At 65.2% G+C, this 19,412-nt stretch carries 12 protein-coding genes; 7 read left to right on the forward strand and 5 right to left on the reverse strand.

Annotated features, from left to right (window positions below):
* The first annotated feature begins 58 nt into the window (after positions 1-58).
* Entirely contained in the window at positions 59-2,449 is a 2,391-nt protein-coding gene (locus LH19_RS02800) for a TonB-dependent receptor (protein WP_054724739.1), read from the forward strand.
* A gap of 70 nt (positions 2,450-2,519) precedes the next feature.
* On the opposite strand, the gene LH19_RS02805 is transcribed toward LH19_RS02800, so the two are convergent.
* Positions 2,520-4,127 (reverse strand): GMC family oxidoreductase, encoded by a 1,608-nt coding sequence (locus tag LH19_RS02805; protein WP_054724741.1) that lies wholly within the window; start codon positions 4,125-4,127, stop codon positions 2,520-2,522.
* 119 nt (positions 4,128-4,246) lie between these two features.
* Between LH19_RS02805 and LH19_RS02810 the strand changes: the two genes are divergently transcribed.
* The 3 genes from LH19_RS02810 to LH19_RS02820 are packed head-to-tail and all read left to right on the forward strand — an operon-like array spanning position 4,247 to position 8,193.
* A complete protein-coding gene (locus LH19_RS02810) occupies positions 4,247-5,425 on the forward strand; it encodes an aromatic ring-hydroxylating oxygenase subunit alpha (protein WP_054724744.1) in 1,179 nt (392 codons plus the stop codon).
* Between the two features lie 37 nt (positions 5,426-5,462).
* Positions 5,463-6,962, forward strand: a complete 1,500-nt coding sequence (locus LH19_RS02815; RefSeq protein WP_054724746.1) for a class I adenylate-forming enzyme family protein — start codon at positions 5,463-5,465, stop codon at positions 6,960-6,962.
* 10 nt (positions 6,963-6,972) lie between these two features.
* The gene (locus tag LH19_RS02820; RefSeq protein ID WP_054724748.1) at positions 6,973-8,193 is read left to right on the forward strand and encodes a cytochrome P450; all 1,221 of its coding nucleotides are present in this window, start codon (positions 6,973-6,975) and stop codon (positions 8,191-8,193) included.
* Position 8,194: 1 nt separating this feature from the next.
* Here LH19_RS02820 and LH19_RS02825 read toward each other — a convergent pair whose 3' ends face one another.
* Positions 8,195-8,836 (reverse strand): TetR/AcrR family transcriptional regulator, encoded by a 642-nt coding sequence (locus LH19_RS02825; RefSeq protein ID WP_054588841.1) that lies wholly within the window; start codon positions 8,834-8,836, stop codon positions 8,195-8,197.
* 142 nt (positions 8,837-8,978) lie between these two features.
* On the opposite strand from LH19_RS02825, the gene LH19_RS02830 reads away from it, so the two are divergent.
* The 3 genes from LH19_RS02830 (at position 8,979) to LH19_RS02840 (ending at position 13,662) form a co-directional block, all read left to right on the forward strand.
* Positions 8,979-9,836 (forward strand): alpha/beta fold hydrolase, encoded by an 858-nt coding sequence (locus LH19_RS02830; RefSeq protein ID WP_054724750.1) that lies wholly within the window; start codon positions 8,979-8,981, stop codon positions 9,834-9,836.
* Positions 9,837-9,991: 155 nt separating this feature from the next.
* The gene (locus LH19_RS02835; protein ID WP_054724752.1) at positions 9,992-12,439 is read left to right on the forward strand and encodes a TonB-dependent receptor; all 2,448 of its coding nucleotides are present in this window, start codon (positions 9,992-9,994) and stop codon (positions 12,437-12,439) included.
* On the forward strand, positions 12,439-13,662 hold the full coding sequence (locus LH19_RS02840) for a lipase family protein (protein WP_054724754.1): 1,224 nt from the start codon (positions 12,439-12,441) through the stop codon (positions 13,660-13,662). The genes LH19_RS02835 and LH19_RS02840 overlap by 1 nt, the downstream gene beginning before the upstream one ends.
* A 4-nt stretch (positions 13,663-13,666) precedes the next feature.
* Here the strand turns inward: LH19_RS02840 and LH19_RS02845 are convergent, their stop codons facing one another.
* The 3 genes from LH19_RS02845 to LH19_RS02855 are packed head-to-tail and all read right to left on the reverse strand — an operon-like array spanning position 13,667 to position 19,400.
* Entirely contained in the window at positions 13,667-14,965 is a 1,299-nt protein-coding gene (locus LH19_RS02845; RefSeq protein WP_054724756.1) for an MFS transporter, read from the reverse strand.
* Entirely contained in the window at positions 14,962-17,070 is a 2,109-nt protein-coding gene (locus tag LH19_RS02850) for a molybdopterin-containing oxidoreductase family protein (protein ID WP_054724758.1), read from the reverse strand. The genes LH19_RS02845 and LH19_RS02850 overlap by 4 nt, the downstream gene beginning before the upstream one ends.
* 17 nt (positions 17,071-17,087) lie before the next feature.
* A complete protein-coding gene (locus LH19_RS02855; protein ID WP_054724760.1) occupies positions 17,088-19,400 on the reverse strand; it encodes an arylsulfatase in 2,313 nt (770 codons plus the stop codon).
* Positions 19,401-19,412 lie beyond the last annotated feature (12 nt).

The raw sequence follows: 19,412 nt of genomic DNA on the forward strand, positions 1-19,412 counted from the left end.
CACAGCGCCCGGACCGTAGAATGTCGATTTATAACAGACAGATATGGGGAGAGAGAAGATGATTGTTTCGCACAAAATCTTATATGGTTCGACCGCGATGCTGATCGCGATGGCCGCGCTGCCCGCCGCGGCGCAGAGCGATGCGGCCGCGCCCGCCGCCGAGGAGAATGACGGCGGCGAAGGCGTCATCGTGGTGACGGCGCAGCGGCGCGAGGAAGCGCTGCAGGACGTGCCGATCGCGGTGTCGGCCTTCCAGGGCGAACAGCTCCAGTCGACGGGCATCGACGGCCTCAGGCAATTGTCGCAGATGGCGCCGTCGCTGGTGGTTCCGGAAGGTGGCAGCCAGTCGGTGCCCTATATCCGCGGCGTCGGCAGCCGCAACATCACCCCGGGCAACGAGTCCAGCGCGGCGGTCTATATCGACGGTGTCTATCAGACCGACAAGACGGGCATTTTGCTCCAGACCTTTCCCGAGGTCGAATCGATTCAGGTGCTGCGCGGGCCGCAGGGGACGCTCTTCGGGCGCAACGCGACCTCGGGCGCGATCCTGATCTCGACGAAAAAGCCGAGCCAGGATTTCGGCGGCATGGTCGAAGGAACCTTCGGTACCGATGATCGCGGCGCGCGCGCCTATATCACCACCGGGCTCGGCGAAAATCTGGCGTTCAGCGTCAGCGGCTTCTATCGCTACGAGACGCCCTATATCACCAACCGCAACCCGTCGAACGGCATCGGCAAGCGTACCGGCGAGGAGGAAACTTATGGTTTCCGGGCCAATCTGCTCTTCGAAAGCGGCGATTTCTCGGCACAGCTACAGGGCAATTATATCAAGGGCTATACCACCCCGATCATGGCGATGCAGCCCGCGCCGGGATCGTCCCTCTCGGTCGGCGAGGCGGTGTCGGGGGTCGATATCCGCAATCCGAAGCGTGCCTATTATGGCGAGGTGCCGCCCGAGGTGCGTTACGATAGCTGGGGGACGTCGCTCCACCTCGACTATGATCTCGGCGACGTCGCGATCAGCTCGACCAGCGCCTATACGCGCAGCGGCTCGGGGGTTCAGCTCGACCTCGACCTGTCGCCAGCCCCGGTCTTCTGGTTCGACACCGACCTCAAGGGCCGCACCTGGCAACAGGAATTGCTTGTGTCGTCGAAAGGCAGCTCGCCCTTCCAGTGGCTGCTCGGCGGTTTCTACATCAACTATCGCGACGGCTATACGCAACTCGACCAATATGTCGGCCTGCCGGTCCCGGCCAAACTCCAACCCCATGCCATCCCGCAGCGGCTGCTCGAACTCTCGGCGCTCGGCCTCGGGCCGACGTCGGGACTCGCCTATATCGACCTCAGCACTTTCGTGAAAATCGAATCGGTCGGCCTGTTCGGCGAGGCGTCCTATGAGTTCGGGCAGGGGACGAAGATCACCGCCGGGCTGCGCTACACCGACGAGACCGCGACGCTCGACGAGGATAATGGCAAGATCACCTATGTCCCCGACGGCACCGGCGGGGTCATCGCGATCCCGCAGACGATCGGCGACGTCTGTACTGCCGATCCGCTGTGCGACGGGCTGAGCACCGGCTTCTCGGAACTGACCTATCGCCTCGTGCTCGACCATAAATTCTCGGACGATTTCCTCGTTTATGCGAGCTACAACCGCGGCTTCAAGAGCGGGGTCTACAACATCTCCTCGCTGTCGGCGCGCGCGACCGAGCCCGAGACGATCGATGCTTTCGAGGTCGGACTGAAGTCGCAATTGTTCGACCGCAAGCTGACCCTCAACCTTGCGGGCTATTATTATAAATATGACAATCTGCAGGTGCCGGTCGTCGACCCGGCAACCAACACGCAAATTTCGATCAACGCGGCGAAGGCGACGATTTCGGGGCTGGAAGCCGAAATGTCGTTCCGGCCCGACGACCGGCTGACGCTGTCGGGCAGCTTCTCGACCTATTTCAAATCGGAATATGACAGCTTTCCGAACTGCGAAATCTATCGTCCCGCCGGGGTCGGCCTGGCGCTGGCGACCAACGCCGATTGTTCGGGCGAAGATCTGCCCGTCACGCCGAATATCATGGCCAGCGTGTCGGCGAACTACAAGCTGCCGCTGGGCGCCGCGGGCGAGCTCGAACTGGCGGGACTGCTCAGCTACACCGACAAGTTCGACCATGCGACGCACGGCTTTTATCCCGCGGGGGTCGATGCCGGCGGCAATCCCTATCCGGCGGGCGAGGGCAGGGCGCCGGTCCAGAAAGCGCTGACGACGCTCAACCTCTCGGCGACCTTCCGGCCGCTGAAGGATAATTTCTACGTCACCGTCTGGGGCCGCGACCTGCTCAACCAGGGCGACCGCGTGTTCCGCAACATGCAGACGACGACATTCGGCTATTCGACGGCGCTCGGCCGCGGGATCACCGGGGGCGTCACGATCGGCTTCAAATTCGGTTCGTGACGGCGTGACGAGGCGGCGGGGCGGCGATGAGGCGGTAAGGGCATCGCCGGCCGTCCCGCCGCCTTAGTTGCTAGGCCGCAGGCGCATCGCGCAGGATGATGTCGGCGCCGCGCCATGCCATCGCCATCGTCGGGCCGTTGGTGTTGCCCGACGGGATCACCGGCATGATCGAGGTGTCGATAATGCGCAGGCCAGCAACGCCGCGGACGCGGAGGGCGGGGTCCACGACCGAGGCCTCGTCCTTGCCCATCCGGCAACTGCCCACCGCATGGTAGCCGCAGGTGCCGAACCGGTCATAGGCATCGAGAATTTCGGCGTCGCTGGCGAACGCTGGGCCGGGCAGCGTCTCCTCGGCGATCATGCCGGCCAGCGGTTCCTGCCTTGCATATTCGCGCATCACGCGCACCGCGCCGGTCATCGCGGCGCGGTCCTCCTCGGTGTCGCGGTAATTGGGTCTGAAGCTGGCCGCGGCGTCTGGATCGCGCGTCGCGATGTGGATGCTCCCGCGCGAGGTCGGGCGCAGCGGATAGATCACCGCGTTGATCCCGGGATGCTTTTCGAGCGCGGTGCGCTGCTTTTCCATGTCGAAGCTGAACGGCGCGATCAGCATCTGGACGTCGGGGCGGTTGAGCCCCGGGCGCGATTTGAACCAGCCGCCGATTTCATAGGCGGCGGCCGACATCGGCCCGTCGTCGGTCAGATAATATTTGAGCGTCGCGAGCAGCAGGCGCCAGCCGCCGAAGACGCGGTTCTGCGACAGCGCCGCTTTCGTCAGCTTCCATTGCATGATGATCCCGCGATGCTCGATCAGCCCTTCGCCGACCTCGGGGTTATGGTGGACGAGCGGGATATCGAGCGCGGCGAGGCGCGCAGAGTCGCCCACGCCCGAGCGCTCGAGGATCGCCGGGCTCGCCATCGCGCCACCGCACAGGATGACCTCGTGCTTCGCATCGATCCGCTCGCGCTGACCATCGTGAACCACCTCGACGCCCACCGCGCGCGTGCCGTCGAAGAGCACGCGTTCGACGGTGCGCTCGGTCAGGATGGTGAGGTTGGGGCGCTTCTCGGCGGGGCGCAGGAAGGCCTGCGCGGCGCTCTGCCGCTTGCCCTTGAAGATGGTGCGCGGGGCATAGCCGATCGCGACCTGATCGTCGGGTGCGTTGACGTCGCGCTTGTTCGTCCAGCCCATCGCTTCGCCCGCCGCGACCTGTGCGTCGCTGATCGGCAGGCGCTGGGTCGGCATCGAGATTTTCATCGGCCCGGCATCGCCGCGCGTCTCGGCGGCGCCGAGCTCGTGATTCTCGAAGGCGCGATAGGCGGCGCCGATATGCGTCCAGCTCCAGTCGTCGCTCGACTGCTGCGCGATCGCGTCGAAATCGGCGGGCTGGCCGCGGACGTACATCATGCCGTTGACCGACGACGACCCGCCGAGCACGCGGCCGCGCACCCACGCCTCGGACTGGCCCGCGGTCGACGCCTCGGGCTCGCTCATATGCACCCATAGATGCCTCGGATCCTGCATCACCTTGGCGAGCCCCTTGGGCATCGAAATAAAGGGATGACGGTCGCGCGGCCCCGCTTCGATCAGCGCGATCTTCAGATGCGGATTCTCGGACAGGCGGTAGGCGAGGACGCAGCCGGCGGCGCCGGCGCCGCAGATAATATAGTCGAAGCTCATGCCGCATTCCCCTCGATTTCGGCCGCTTTTACGGCACTCTCATCCTCGTCATAAAAAACTATTGTTATTAGGTAAAGGGTCGAATAGGCTGAAGCCAACGAAAAGGAGAGGATTGCGATATGAGTGACGTTGCAGAGGTTGCACGCCCCGCCCGCAAGCTGACCACGCTCGCCGACCTGACGCCGAGCCAGATCGAGGCGATCCGCAAAATCCCCGCCGAAAAGGATGCGGTGGTCGTCCCCTTCGGTTCGACGCGCCCCAACGCCATCTTCACCGGTCAGGCGCGTTACGACCGCGAACAGGAACGGATTTTCCGCCGCTATCCGGTGCCCGTCACCGTCTCGGCGCTGCTCGAACCCGGCAGCATCGTCGCCAACGACAGCTATGGCTTCCCGATGCTCGTCTCGCGCACTCGCGACGGCACGATCAAGGCGTTCGTCAACGCGTGCCAGCACAAGGGGTCGAAGATTATCGAGGATTGCGCGGTCCACAAGCAGGGCCGCATGACCTGTCCCTATCACGCCTGGACCTATGGCATCGACGGCAAGCTTATCGGCGTGTCGCGCAGCGAGGCCTTTCAGGGACTCGACAAGAGTCAGCGCGGGCTGATCGAGCTTGAGGCGCGCGAGTGGGGCGGTATCGTCTATGTCCAATTGAACCGCGACATCCCCGCGGATTGGTCGAACCTGTCGCAGCAGGTCGCCGACGATTTCGACGCGCTCGGGATCGGATCGGCGCATGTCTATGGCCGCAAGACGTTCGACCTCAATGCCAACTGGAAGGTCGTGCTCGAACCCTTTCTCGAAGGCTATCATGTCCAGCGGCTGCACGCCGCGTCGATCGGCGACCGCTTTCAGGATGCGCCGAACATCGTCGACATGTTCGGGCCGAACATCCGGCAGGTGTCGGGGCGCATCGGCTATGTCCCCGAAATGCTCGACGAGGACCCGGCGGCGAATGTCCACAAGCTGGTGACGCATGCCTATACGGCCTTCCCCAACTGCGTCGTGGTAACCAGCCAATATTATACCAGCGTCATGCTCCTCATGCCGCGCGGCCCCGATCGTACGACGGTCGAATATTTCATGCTGACCCCCGAAGCGGCGGCGACGCCCAAGGCCGAGGAGGTGTTCGCGCGCTCCTACGAACTGATCCTCGGTGTGTTCGGGGGCGAGGATTTTCGCGCCGCCGAGATCAGCCAGCAGGGGCTGAACGCGGGTGTGCCCCAAGAGACGATCTATTGCGGGCTCGAGACCAATATCATCCGCTATTATGAAGCGATCGAAGCGCTTCTTTGAACGATAAGCCGGCAAAGACCGGATGGAGAGGGACCGAATGGCGCAGACTTTGCCGGGCGCGATGGATTGGTGGGCACGGATGCGGCCGGAGCAGCCTGCGGTGGTGCTCGGCGGCGACCGGCTGAGCTACGGAGAATACAAGGATTGGTCCGACCGCGTTGCCGCCATGCTCGAGGCCGACGGGTTGCTACCCGGCGACCGCGTCGCGATCTGCTCGACCAACAGCCTGGCCTATTGCGCGCTGATCATGGGGATCATCCGCGCCGGCGGCATCGTCAATCCGGTCAACTTCCGCTTCACCCCGCGCGAAATCCGCGAGCTGTGCGAGACGACTGAGCCGCGCTTCGCTTTCGCGGCGCCCGAGTTTGCGGCGAATGTCGAGGCGGCAGGGCTAACCCCGCGTCCGATGGCAGAGATCGAGACGCTTCGCCATGCGGAGCCCGCCTTGCCCGCGCATGATCCGCTTCCCGATGCTCCCGTCGTCATCATCGCGACGAGCGGATCGACCGCCAAGCCCAAGGGGGTCGTCTTCACCAACCGCTCGATGACCGCTTACGCCGCCTGTTGGGCGGTCGAGGAGACGTCGTCGTCGCCGGGATCGCGCGTGATCACGCTCGCGCCGCTCAACACCTCGGCGGGATTCGTCCAGCTCGTCCATTATACGGTGCAGGGCTGCACCGTTTATATGGAGCCGGCCTTCGTGCCCGACGCGATCCTGCAACTGATCCAGGACGAGAAGATAAGCTGTTTCGGCGGTGTCCCGACCTTCTTCGAGGCGATTACGCGCTGTCCCGGCTTTGCCGAAGCCGACCTGTCGTCGATCCGCCTCGCGACCGCGGGCGGCGCGCGGGTGAGCCGGCAATTGCTCGACACGTGGAAGGCAAAGGGCATCACGATCCGGCAGATTTACGGCCAGACCGAAGTCGGCGGCAATGCGACGATGATGCCCGAGCATCTGGCGATCGAAGAGCCCGAAAAATGCGGCTGGGGCGGCGTCTTCATGGATCTGCGCGTCGTACGGGCCGACGGCAGCGATTGCGAACCCGGCGAACCCGGCGAAATATTGATGCGCTCGCCCGGCATGATGCAGGGCTATTGGCGCAACCCGGAGGAAACGGCGAAGGCGATCCGCGATGGCTGGCTCCATTCGGGGGATATCGGCACCCTCGACGAGCGCGGCCTTTTGACCTTCGTCGACCGGATGAAGGATCTGATCATCTCGGGCGGGCTCAACATCTCGGCGGCCGAGGTCGAGCGCGTGGTGTGCGAATTCCCCGGCGTGGTCGAGGCGCTGGCGATCGCGGCGCCCGACGAGAAGTTCGGTGAGACGCCCTTCGTCGTCTATCACGGCCCCGCCGAGGTCGACGTCGCGGCGCTGATTGCTCACTGCAACACCAATCTCTCCAATTACAAGGTGCCGCGCTACGTCGCTTTTTCGGCCGATCCGCTGCCGCGGCTCGCGACCGGCAAATTGTCGAAGCCCGCGGTGCGCGAAGCCTATGCCGGCGCGCATGAAACGATGGCGCGCGTCAGATGAGGAGCCAAGGATGACTGCTGCCCAGCTCGCCGCCGCGCCGGTGCCGCCGCATATCCCGGCGCATCTGGTGTTCGATTTCGACATCTATGCCGACCCGCGCATCGGCGAGGATGTGCAGGGGACATATGCGGCCGCACTCGAGGACGCACCGGGCATTTTCTGGACGCGGCTCAACGGCGGACACTGGATCGTCAAGAGCTTCGACGCGATCAGCCAGATCGTGCTCGATCCCGAGCATTTCTCGGTGCGCGAGATGCAGATTCCGCGCGTCCAGAACCCGCCCTTCATGATCCCGCTCAGCCTCGATCCGCCCGAAAACCTGCCCTATCGTCGTGCGATGATGCCGATGTTCGGACCCGCCGCGATCAAGGCGCTCGAACCGCGGATCCGCGAATGGGCTGCCGAATTTGTCGAGGCGGTCGCCGACAAGGGCGCCTGCGACTTCCAGGCCGATGTGTCGAAGGTCTTTCCAGTCAGCGTGTTCATGGAACTGATGGGCATGGACCTTGCGCGGTTGCAGGATTTCCGCCATCTCGCCGAGGATTTCTTCTCGGCACAGAATGACGAGGCAGAGCTAGGCCGGTTGAGTGCGTTGATCCTCGGCGAGCTCAAGGGGCTGATCGCGGAGAAACGCGCGGTTCCCGACGGCAAGCTGATGACGCACTTCATCACCGTCGAGGTCGACGGGCGCACGATGAGCGACGACGAGATATTGGCGATGAGCTTCGTGCTCTTCCTCGGCGGCATGGATACGGTGACCAATGTCACCGGCTTCGCCTTTCAGCAGCTCGCGCAGATGCCCGAGGTTCAGGCACGGCTCGCCGCCGATCCGTCGCTGATCCCGGCCTTCGCCGACGAGGCGGTGCGCCTCTATGGCGTCGTCAACACGCCGCGATTGGTGGTGCAGGACCAGCAGATCGGCGAGGCCCGGTTTCGCGAAGGCGAGATGGTGCTCAATGTCCTCTGCCTCGGCAGCCGCGACCCGGCGAAGTTCGAGCAGCCGAACATCTTCGACCTCGACCGCAAGAAGACCGCGCATCTGACCTTTTCGTCGGGCCCGCATCTGTGCGTCGGCCATGTCCTCGGCCGCGCCGAACTGCGCATCCTGACCGAGGAATGGGTGAAACGTGTCCCTGCGTTTCGCCCCGTTCCCGGCGAGAAGCACGGCTTTCGCATCGGGACGGTGATGGCACTCGAATCGCTGCCGGTCGAATGGGAAGTCGCGGGCTGAGCTAGTCGGTCTCGCCGAGCGGCGCGCCGATCGTATCGGTGCCGAGCCGGCGGCGCACCCCGACGAGAAACATCCGCAGCGCTTCGACGAACATCTCCTCGTCGCCGAAAGGATTGTCGTCCACGGCCTTCGCAAAATTCGGATATTTGGCGGCGTCGACCGGCGGGATCACCGGAATCCCACGCACCTGCGCCGACGCCTCGAACAGCGCGGTGCCGAAAGTGTACTTCTCGATCGCGTCGATCACGGTGAGGTGGATCGAGGGCGGATAGGGCTCTTCGGATGCCGCCCGCTCATAGGCGGCGAGCAGCAGGTGGCGCGGGAAATAGCGGAGCATCAGCGGCGCGGCATTGGGGTGCTTGAGCAAGGCGCGGCGGGTGACGACGCAGCGCGCGATGATCTGTTCTTCGAACGACTGGGACGGATCGTTCACGGTCGGGATGCGCACGAACATCATGCGCGCGACTTCCTGCAACAGCTCCGACTTGTCCTTGAAATGATGGTAGAGCGAGGGCGGCCGGACGCCGAGCTTTTGCGCCACGAGATTGAGGCTCAGCTCTTCGAGCCCGGCCTCGTCGATGACTTCCAGCGCGGCCTCGGCCGCATTGGCGCGCGATATCAGCGGTTTGGATGGTCGTGCCAAAGATTGTTTCCCCTTGCCCGGTCGCTCATGGCAGTGAGGCGCCGCTAGCGCCAGTGCTAAAGCCGTCGTCCGGTTGCACATGTTCAATCTATTGACGTTAGGTAAGCGCGGGGTCATTGTCGAGACCGAGGAGAGAAAAGCGATGGCAGATCGTCTGAAGCGCAGCGTTTTCGTATCGGCCGACGGCGTCAGGCTGGTCGGCGATCGGGGCGGGGCCGCCGATGCGCCGTGCGTCGTGTTGTTGCACGGCGGCGGGCAGACGCGGCACAGTTGGAGCCGCGCGGTCGACAGTCTGATCGGGGCGGGGTTGCAGGTGATCAACTTCGACGCGCGCGGGCATGGTGACAGCGATTGGTCGCCGAGCGGCTCTTATGCATTGAGCGACCGGGCTGCCGATCTTCGCGCGGTGGTCGCGGACCTTGGCGTGCCGTTCGTGCTCGTCGGCGCATCGCTTGGCGGCGCGACCGCGATCCAGGCGGTGCACGAGGGATTGCGGCCGGCGGGGGTGGTGCTCGTCGATATCGTGCCCGAGCCCGATCCGCGCGGGATCGAACGCATCGTCGGTTTCATGCACGGGCACCGCGGCGGCTTTGCGAGTATCGACGAGGCGGCGGCGGCGGTCGCGGCCTATAATCCCCAACGCGCGCGGCCGAACGACACGAGCGGGCTGATGAAGAATCTGCGTCCGCGCGACGACGGGCGCCTCTATTGGCACTGGGATCCGCGCATCCTCGATACCGCGCCGACGACGCATCATATTGTCGTCGAACGCGCGACCGAGACATTGGGCGCATTGATCGACATCCCGGTCCTGCTGGTCCGCGGCCTGTCGAGCGACGTGGTGAGCGAGGCGGGGATCGCCGCCTTTCGGCGACAGGTGCCGCGTCTCGAAATTCTCGACGTGCAGGGCGCCGGGCACATGGTCGCGGGCGATCGCAACGATGCCTTTAATGACGGCGTGATTGCCTTTGCGAAGCGGCTGCTCGTGCCTGCGGCCTGATATATCAATAGAAATAAGATATTGATTTAACGCAATATATATCGCCTGTTTCAAAAACCTTATGGCGTTAAATTTGCGATTGACTTTAAATCTAATGACTGTAGGTTAATTCCCAAGGCCGCAGATGATGGCCTCATCTTTGGGAGGAGACGGTCATGGATCGCACATTTTCGCGTCCTGCAATTCGCTACGCTAGCCTGGCATCGGTTATCGCGCTCGCGGCGGTCGCCGCACCGGTTTCTGCCCAGGACGATCCGGCTGCTCAGGCGCCGGCTGACGAAGCGACGACCGGCAGCATGGCCGACAGCGAAATCATCGTCACCGCCCGCCGCCGCGACGAGCGTCTGATCGACGCGCCCGTGGCGATCACCGCGCTCGGCGGCGCCGCGCTCGACAATTATGCGGTCACCGAATTCAACGATATTGCGCAGCTCGTGCCGACGATGGTGGCAGGCAAGGCGGCGTCGGGGTCGTCGGCAAGCATCTTCCTGCGCGGCGTCGGATCGACCGCGCTCAGCGCCGGTTTCGACCAGTCGGTGTCCTTCGTCGTCGACGGCATGCCGATGAGCCGTGGCCGCGAGATCGGGCTCAGCCAGTATGACGTCCAGCGCGTCGAGGTGCTCAAAGGGCCGCAGGCGCTGTTCTTCGGCAAGAATGCCACCGCCGGCCTGATCTCGGTCACCACGAACAACCCGCGCGACGTGTTCGAGGCTGGGCTCAAGCTCGGCTACGGCTTCGAGGCGAAAGAGAAATATGGCGAGGGCTATATTTCGGGCCCGCTCGCCGAAGGGCTGCGCGCACGGCTGGCCTTCCGCATTTCGGACAGCGAGGGCGCCTTCACCAACACGGCGGCCGAAACCTATATCGATCCGTTCGGCCTCGAACGTCACCGCAACAGCAAGAATCGCGGCTATGGGCGGACCTACAGCGGCCGCGCGACGATCGAATGGGACGCGACCGACAATCTGACCTTCCAGGTCAAGACCGGCTATACCGACCAGAAGGATGGCGGTCCGACCGACATCATCGAACGCATCTGCGGCGGCGGGCGTACCGTGCCTTTCGCGGCGAACGGCATCCCGCCGAGCCCCAACGCCGATTGCGTCATCAACGGCCGGTCGGACAGCTCGACGATCCCGGTCGAGGTTGCGGGGCTCGATTACCGCTACGCCGGCGACGGGCGCATGTATTCGCGGCTGAAATCGGGCTTCGGCATCCTGACCGCGACGCTGACCAGCGACGTGTTCGACGTGACCTCGATCACCTCATACTACCGGTTCAAGCAGACCGACCTCAACAATGTGTCGGGCGAGGCTTACCCGGCGACCTTCTCGCAGCTTGCCGATTATCGCCAGACATCGGAGGAGCTGCGCTTCCAGTCGAAATGGGACGGGCCGGTCAATGTGCTGTTCGGGCTGTTCGCGTCGAGCAACAAGTTCATCTTCAATACCGACGCCTATATCTTCCCGCTGCCGGCGGTCGCGGCGGGCACGACCTATGTGACCTTCAAGCGCGACAATGGTTTCAAGGGCAGTTCGATGTCGGCGTTCGGCGAAGTGACCGCGAACCTGTCCGATGCGATCGAACTCGCGGCGGGCGCGCGCTACAGCTATGAATCGCGCGACAGCTTCCAGCAGTCGCTCGCCGCCAATCCGGCCTTTGGCGCCGCCTTCCCGGGCGGCCTGCGGCTCGATGACCGGTACCGCGAGTCCGACGTGTCGCCGCAGGTAACGCTGCGCTACAAGCCGTCGCGCGACCTGACCTTTTATGCCGCCTATAAGGAAGGCTTCAAATCGGGCGGGTTCAATATCTCGCAGACGCTGACCCCCGCCGCAACGGTCGCGGCCGGCGAGTTCGGCGCGGAGCGCGCCCGCGGCGGCGAGGTCGGTGCCCGCGCGATCCTGATGGGCGGCGCACTGTCGCTCAACGCCACCGCTTATTATTACGACTATCTCGACCTGCAGGTGCAGAATTTCGATCCGGTCACCATCGGCCAGGTCGTGGCGAACGCCGGCACGCTGCGCGTCAAGGGTATCGAGGGCGATTTCAACTGGCGCTTGGGCGGCTTCTCGCTGCGCGGCGCGGCGGCGTTCAACGATGCAACCTACAAGGATTATGTCGGCCAATGCTATGGCGGCCAGACGATTGCGCAAGGGTGTAACTTGCTCGCGCCGGCGCCCGGGGCCGCTTTCACCAGCCAGGATTATGACGGACTGACCCCGCCCAAGGCGCCGCGCTTCGCCGGCCGTCTCGGCGCAAGCTATGAGGTCGAGCTGTCGGGATCGGGCCTGCGGCTCGAGGCGAGCGGCGACATGAGCTATTCGTCCAAATATAATTTCTCGGACACGCTACGCCCCGACGCAATCCAGCCGAGTTTCACCAAGTTCGATGCGTCGTTGCGGCTGAAAGGCCCCGAGGATCGTTGGACCCTCGCGCTGATCGGGCGTAACCTCAGCAACAAATATGTCGTGACCGGCGGTTCGGAAATCCCGTTCACCGGGGGGACCGGCACCGGCACCGCAGGACCGGGCGTGCTCAGCGATCTGTCGGCCTTCGTCGACAATCCGCGCGAATTCTACATCGAAGCATCCGTGAAATTCTGATGTCCGGAACGACATGGAGCCCGGCACCGCGCAAGCGGGCCGGGCTCATGCTATTGGCGTTGTTGGCCACGACGGTTCCGGCAGCGGCCAAGCCATCCGATGTCGGCGACGGCGGTGTGCCGTCCTTCTATCGCTGGTCCGGCGCTTTGCCGAACGAAGCGGGCGTGGTGCTGGCTGAAGAGCTTTTGCCGGACGAATTTTCGGTCGCGACGGCGGGGAAGGCCGTGCGCATCCTCTACACCGCCCGCGACGGGATCACCGACAAGGGCGTGGTGCCGGTGTCGGCGGCACTGTTCCTGCCGCGCGGGGCACCGCCGGAAGGCGGTTGGCCGGTGATGGCGTGGGCGCACGGCACGACCGGCATCGCCGATATCTGCGCGCCGTCGGCGCGTCCGCGCGGCGAACGCGACAGCCGCTATATCGCAAGCTGGCTCGACGCCGGTTTCGCGGTGGTGGCGAGCGACTATCAGGGGCTCGGCACGCCCGGCATCCATCCCTATTCCAATTATCGTGCGAGTTCGTACAGCCTGCTCGACAGCGCGCGGGCGATCATCGGGGGCCGTTATGGCGCTGCCAATGCCGTCGTCCTCGTCGGGCAATCGCAGGGCGCCGGGACCGTTGTCGCCGCCGCCGGCTATGCGCCGTCCTATGCGCCCGATTTGCAGGTCCGTGGCGTCGTCGCGACGGGCGCGCCCAACCTGTCGCGCGAGGCGATCGAGAGCGGGCTCGCGTCGAGCGCGACCGACGTCATGGTCACCGGCGCCTATGCCATGATCGGCTACGAACTCACGCGCACCCATGCCGATCTCGACGCCGATGCGGTGTTCACCGAGCAGGGGCGCGAGATCGAGGCGATGGTCGGATCGGCGTGCCTGCCCGACCTGATGAAGGCCGCCGCCGCGCGCAATCTCGACCCGTCGAAGGCCTTCCGTCCGGGGATGCTGAAGCGCCTCTGGGATACCGACGTCGATCTGCGTTCCTTTCCGACGCTCGACCTTGCGCCGCCGGTCTTTTTCGGGATCGGCGCGGCGGATACCGCGGCGCTGCCGATGACGACGCTGGCACTGGTCAATGACCTTTGCAGCCGCGGCAATGTCGTCGAGGCGCACATCTACCGGGACAAGGATCATTCGGGCGTGGTCAATGCCGCGGCGCCTGACGCCATTGTCTTTGCCAAGGCCGTGCTCGAAGGGCGGCCGCTCGCGGCGACCTGCAAGCCGTAGCCGGTCAGCGCCGCCCCTCGTCGGCGACACGCCGGTACGCCGTCGTGGCGAGCAGGATCAGCCCGACGGTGAGCGGCAGCATGATCAGCGCCAGAACCGACAGGCTCTGGCGCAGCGCGTCGCTGCCGGTGAACACCGCATCGGACAGCCACGCCGACAGTGCCGGGCCGCAAGTCAGGCCGACCAGATTGCCGACGAGTACATAAAGCGACGTGATCTTCGCGCGCATGCGCGGCGGGGCGATGTGCTGGATGATCAGCACGGCGAGCCCGCCCGCCGCGCCATAGCCGAAGGTCGCGACGGCAATGAGCGCGATCGCGCCGTCGATATCGCTCGCGAGCAGGAACGCGGCGACCGCGGCGTGACCGATGCCGAGGCCGATAGCGAGCGCGAGCACTGCCAACTCGGCGCGGCCGCGCTTCAGCACCCAGGCGCTTATGGCTGGCCAGAAAATGGCGGCGACGGCCGCTGCGATCACGCCCACCAGCCCGAAGATCGCACCGGCCTGGGCGACGCTCTGGCCATAGCTGCGCGTCAGCATCGTCGCGGTCCAGGCGATGAAGCTGTAGCTCGCGAGCGCCGAGACTCCGAAGCTCAGATAGAAGGGAAGATAGAAGCGCCAATGGCGGCCGAGATAGGCAAAGGCGACCGCGACACTCGTCTGGTCGGCCTGACCCGGTTCTTCGATGCGCTGGGGCTCGGCGACGCTGATCAGCCAGAGCGGGCCGAGGAGTAGCCCCGGCACGCCGACGATGACGAGCGTCAGGCGCCACGGGCTGAGCCCGAGGTCGGGAGACAGGATTGTCGCCAGCTCGAAAGCCCAGGCACCGATCAGGAAAGCGCCCGACGCCATCAGGGTCGACACCGCCATGAACAGTCCGATCGGTAGCGCGCGCTTTTCGGGCGGAAACAAGTCGGCGACGATCGAGACCGTTGCGGGCACCAGCACTGCTTCGCCGATCGCCACGCCGGCGCGCGTTGCCAGCAATATCTCGAAATTAGGCGCGAAGCCCGAGGCGACCGTCGAGAGGCTCCAGACGATGACGCCGATGCCGACGATCCGCACGCGCGTGCCGCGGTCGATGAGGTACGCGACGGGCACGCCCGACAGCGCGTAGAGCAATCCGAAGCCGAGCCCGATAAGCAGGCCGATCGCGGTCGCATCGATGCCCATATCCCTGATGATCGGATCGGCGAGCAGCGCGATGATATAGCGGTCGAGATAAGAGAGCGCCGCGATCAGGCAGAGCAGCCCCGCGACATACCAGGCGCGGCGGAGCGACGGCCATGCGGTCTCCGTCATGCCGCGCAAATCTCGACCGGAAAGCCTTCGAGCCAGCTCATGCCCGACACCTGCTCGGCCTGATCGGGGGTGGAGGGGGTGATTTCGTTGAGGTTGCGGCCGGGCTGTGCGTTGGCACCCTGCCAGCCGCCGCGATGACCCCAGCCGTGCGGATAGGCGACGCAGCCTTGGCGGACCTCGTCGGTGACCTCGGCAACGACCTCGATCGTGCCCCACTGCGTCGAGATCTTCACCGCCATGCCGTCGTCGATGCCGCGTGCGGCAGCGTCGACCGGGTTGATCAGCAGCGCGGGCGAGTCCGAGCGGACGAGCTTGTCGACATTATGCATCCAGCTGTTGATCGAGCGCAATTTGCGCAGGTTGATCAGGCGCAGCATATTGGGGTCGGGATCGGGTTCGGCGCGGAGCCGCGCGACCTCGTCGCCCGCGATATCGTCCCACAAGTGGATCTTGCCGTCGGGGTGGCCGATGCGCTTTTCGAAGTCGAAGGCCCAGCGGCCGCGTTCGATCATCACGCCGTGCGGGTTGGCCTTCAGCTTGGCAAGCGACAGTCCGTCCTGACCCTCGATTCCCGCTTGCAGCGCGCCGTCGGCCATCTCGAACGGCGTCATATTGCCGAAGGCGCCGTCGCGGCCCATGCGCGCGGCGAGGTCGCGCAAAATTTCATATTCGCCGCGCGCCTGCCCGGTCGGCGGGACCACCGCGGGGACATATTGGGCGAAGGGGCGGACCATGTGGTTCATGAAGAACTGGTTGATATCCTCGCGCTCAAGCGCGGTGGTCGCGGGCAGGATATAGTGCGCGTGGCGCGAGGTTTCGGTCATGTAGAGATCGACCGAAACCATCATGTCGAGCAAAGCGAAGCCCTCGGGCAGACGCGGGCCGCCGGGCATCGACAGCACGGGATTGGCGCCAACGGTCAGCAGCGTCCTGATCTGGCCTTCGCCGGGCGTCGTCATTTCCTCGAGGAAGGTCAGGCTCGACTGGGTGCCCCAGACCGAGGCCTGGCCGCTGACGCGCGAGCTGTGACGTTTGTGGCGCGCGTGCCCTGGCCCGGTCGATTGCGCCTCGGTCGCAGTGCCGCCATGCCCCCAACCGACGCCGCCGGGCTTGTGGAACTTGCCGCCGAGGACGTTGAGCAGGTGCAGGAAATAGTTGGTCAGCGTCGAGTAACTCGCGCGGCAGATGCCGATGCGCCCCATCGCGGCGGCGCGCGGCGCGGCGACGAAATCGCGCGCTAGCGTGCGGATTTCGTCGGCATCGATGCCGCAGCGCGGCGCGGCGAGTTCGGGGGTGATCCAGTCGATCGCGGCCTTGAGCTCGGCAAAACCGGTGCAATGGCGTTCGACAAAGTCCATGTCGGCCAGCCCTTCGGCAAGCACGGTCTGCACCATCGCGCCGAGCAGCCAGACGTCGCCGGCGGGGATGATCGAGACATGTTCGAACTTGCGCGCGGTTTCGCTGCGGCGCGGATCGACGACGATGACACGGCCGCGCTCGGCGATCTCGACCAGATCCTCCTTGAAGCGCGGCGCGATGAGGAGCGAGCCGTGACTGACCAGCGGGTTCGACCCGAAGATCAGCAGATGGTCGCATTGGGCGAGGTCGGGGAAGACGAAGCCGTGGGTGCCGAAGATCAGTTCGGTGGCCAGCACGACCGACGTGATGTCCTCCGACGACGGGGTGAACAGCTTGGTGCAGTCCATCGCGCGGCTGAACAGATAATTGCCCATCGAGCTGGGCCAGCCCATGCTCGGCGGGTTGCCGGTGTTCATCGCGAAGCTCTGGCTGCCATGCCGGTCGATCGAGGCCGATAGGCGCGCGGCGATGTCGTTCAGCGCTTCGTCCCAGCCGACGGGTTCGAACTCGCCGGGGCCGCCGACGCGTTTGAGCGGCGTCGTGACGCGGTCGGGATCATAGGTAACCTCGGCGAGCGCGGGTCCCTTGACGCAGATGTGGCCGCGCGAATGGGGATTGTCGCGGTCGGGGCGGACCTTGACGATCTTGCCGTCCGCGACCGTCGCGACCATGCCGCACAGCGCCTCGCAGACACGGCAGTAAGTGATGTGGTCGCCATCGGCGCCGGGGGTGGTGGTGAAGGCCATGCGACTTCCTCCTTCTGTCACTGCGCCCTTGGCGGGGTGATCCGGATATTGACGGTACGGATGCGGCCATCGAGCGCGCCCGCGGTCCTGCCGCCCTCGAGCGGGCCCGAGCCGCTGTCCTGTCCCAGGTCGAAGGTCTCGGTCGGTGAGAAGGACAGGCGGGGCAGGGCGCCTTTGATCGTGCCGCTCGCGACTTCGGCGCCGTCGGCGAGGATGTGGACCAGCGCCTCGCTTTCGCCGCGCCGCTCGAAGCGGAGCAGCAGATTGGCGGCACCGCGGCGAAGCACGCGGTCGGCGGCGACCTCGCTCAGCTTCATGTCGAGGCTGCGATAGGTGAAGACCGGACGGCCCTTGCGCACATGGAGTGCGAAGCCGCCGTGACGGCCACCGATCGCGGCGATGGTGCCATTGGCGTCAGCATCGAGATCGAGCGCCGCCTCGATCGTGAAGCTGGTCGACGGGACGGGCGGCGCAAGTGCTTCGGGGATGCGTGCGGTGGCGCCGGTGTAGGTCCACAGATAGCCGCGGCGCGCCATATCGGCCGCCATGATCTTGCGGACATAGCCCCACGCGTCGCTGGTGTTGGTCAGCGGATAGACGTTGTTCGCCTTTGCCTCGCGATCGAACAACGCCTTCATTTCGGCAAGCTTGCGTGGGTTCGCGGCAGCGACGTTGCGCTGTTCGCCGGGATCGGCCGCGACGTTATAGAGTTCCCACTTGTCGTCGCTAAACGTCGGCTTGTTCATGAAATCCCACACGTCGAGCCGGTGCGGGACGACGGCTTTCCAGCCGTTCGCATAGATCGCGCGGTTGCCGTACATCTCGTAATATTGCGTGGCATGCCGCGTCGGCGCGGCGGGGGCCGCGAAGCTGTATTTCATGCTGACGCCGTCGAACGCCATCTGGCGCTGGCCGTTGACCATCACGGCGGGGGCGATGCCTGCGGCGTCGAGGATCGTCGGCGTGATGTCGGTGACATGCTGATATTGCCCGCGCAGCTCGCCGCGGGCGGCGATGCCGCCCGGCCACGAGACGATCAGCGGGACGCGGGTGCCGCCCTCATAGGCCGTCTGCTTGTAATAGCGGAACGGCGTGTTGCCCGCGACCGCCCAGCCATTGGCGTAATGCGGATAGGTCGAGGGACCGCCCCAATCGTCATAGTGGCGCAGATTTTCGGCGAGCGTCGCGAAATAGGCGTTGGCGAAATAATGTTCGCTGAAGGTGCCTTGCGGTGCGCCCTCGGCGCTGGCGCCATTGTCGGCGGTGATCAGGACGACCGTGTTGTCGAGTTCGCCGCGCGCTTCGAGCGCATCGAGGATGCGGCCGAACTGTTCGTCGGCGTGGCTGAGTTGCGCCGCGAAGGCCTCCATCTGGCGCGCGAACATGCGCTGCTCGTCGCGGCTGAGCTCGGCCCAATGTTTTACCCCGGCGGGCAGCGGCGGCAGCGCCATGTCGGCGGGGACGAGGCCGAGCGCCTTCTGCCGGTCGAGGACCTGCTGCGCTGCGACATCCCAGCCCGCGTCGAAGCGGCCCTTATAATGGTCGAGCCAGCGCTGCGGCGCGTGATGCGGGGCGTGGACCGCGCCGGTCGCCCAATACATCATGAACGGCCGCTTCGGATCGGTGGCATCGCGCGCGCCGATCCAGCCGATTGCCCTGTCGGCCATGTCGGCGCTGAGATGATAATCGGCGCGCGGCGACAGCGCGACCGGATCATGGTCCGACCAAAGCGTCGGGTCGAAATTGTCGGCGTCGAAGGCGAGGAAGCCATAATAGCGATCGAACCCCTGACCGCTCGGCCAATAGGTGAAGGGTCCGACGGCAGACGCATCGGCTTGCGGCAGATGGTCCCATTTGCCGATCGCATAGGTGAGATAGCCCGACTGGCGCAGATTCTCGGCGACGGTGCCGGCGCTCCGCGGAACGAGCGCGTCCTGCCCCGGAAAGCCAACCGCGATCGCCGAATGGCCGCCGATATGGACCCGGTGCGAATTGCGCCCGGTGAGCAGCGCGGCGCGGCTGGCCGAGCAGATGGGGGTAGTATGGTAATTGGTGTAGCGCAGGCCCCGCTGCGCGACGCGGTCGATGTTCGGGGTTTCGACGAGGCCGCCATAGCTGCCGAGCTGGCCGAAGCCCATGTCGTCGATCACCCAGACGAGGACATTGGGGGCGCCCGCGGGGGCGACGGTGCGGGTGATTTTTCCGGGTGCCGAATCGGCGAAGGTCTTGCCGATTTTGGGCTGGTCGCCGGGTGCCGCCGATGCCGGCAAGGCCGCCGCCGCTGCGATCGCGCAGGCGCTCGCCATGTTGAAAAAGCGGTAGTTCCTCATTCCCGTACACCT

The sequence above is a fragment of the Sphingopyxis macrogoltabida genome, from assembly GCF_001314325.1.
Lineage (GTDB): Bacteria > Pseudomonadota > Alphaproteobacteria > Sphingomonadales > Sphingomonadaceae > Sphingopyxis > Sphingopyxis macrogoltabida.

Bases quoted from the DNA above. Each gene is read 5' to 3' on its own strand.
- LH19_RS02805 (WP_054724741.1), bottom strand. From the start codon at position 4,127: ATGAGCTTCGACTATATTATCTGCGGCGCCGGCGCCGCCGGCTGCGTC.
- LH19_RS02840 (WP_054724754.1), top strand. From the start codon at position 12,439: ATGTCCGGAACGACATGGAGCCCGGCACCGCGCAAGCGGGCCGGGCTC.
- LH19_RS02830 (WP_054724750.1), top strand. From the start codon at position 8,979: ATGGCAGATCGTCTGAAGCGCAGCGTTTTCGTATCGGCCGACGGCGTC.
- LH19_RS02850 (WP_054724758.1), bottom strand. From the start codon at position 17,070: ATGGCCTTCACCACCACCCCCGGCGCCGATGGCGACCACATCACTTAC.
- LH19_RS02810 (WP_054724744.1), top strand. From the start codon at position 4,247: ATGAGTGACGTTGCAGAGGTTGCACGCCCCGCCCGCAAGCTGACCACG.
- LH19_RS02845 (WP_054724756.1), bottom strand. From the start codon at position 14,965: ATGACGGAGACCGCATGGCCGTCGCTCCGCCGCGCCTGGTATGTCGCG.
- LH19_RS02835 (WP_054724752.1), top strand. From the start codon at position 9,992: ATGGATCGCACATTTTCGCGTCCTGCAATTCGCTACGCTAGCCTGGCA.
- LH19_RS02855 (WP_054724760.1), bottom strand. From the start codon at position 19,400: ATGAGGAACTACCGCTTTTTCAACATGGCGAGCGCCTGCGCGATCGCA.
- LH19_RS02800 (WP_054724739.1), top strand. From the start codon at position 59: ATGATTGTTTCGCACAAAATCTTATATGGTTCGACCGCGATGCTGATC.
- LH19_RS02820 (WP_054724748.1), top strand. From the start codon at position 6,973: ATGACTGCTGCCCAGCTCGCCGCCGCGCCGGTGCCGCCGCATATCCCG.
- LH19_RS02815 (WP_054724746.1), top strand. From the start codon at position 5,463: ATGGCGCAGACTTTGCCGGGCGCGATGGATTGGTGGGCACGGATGCGG.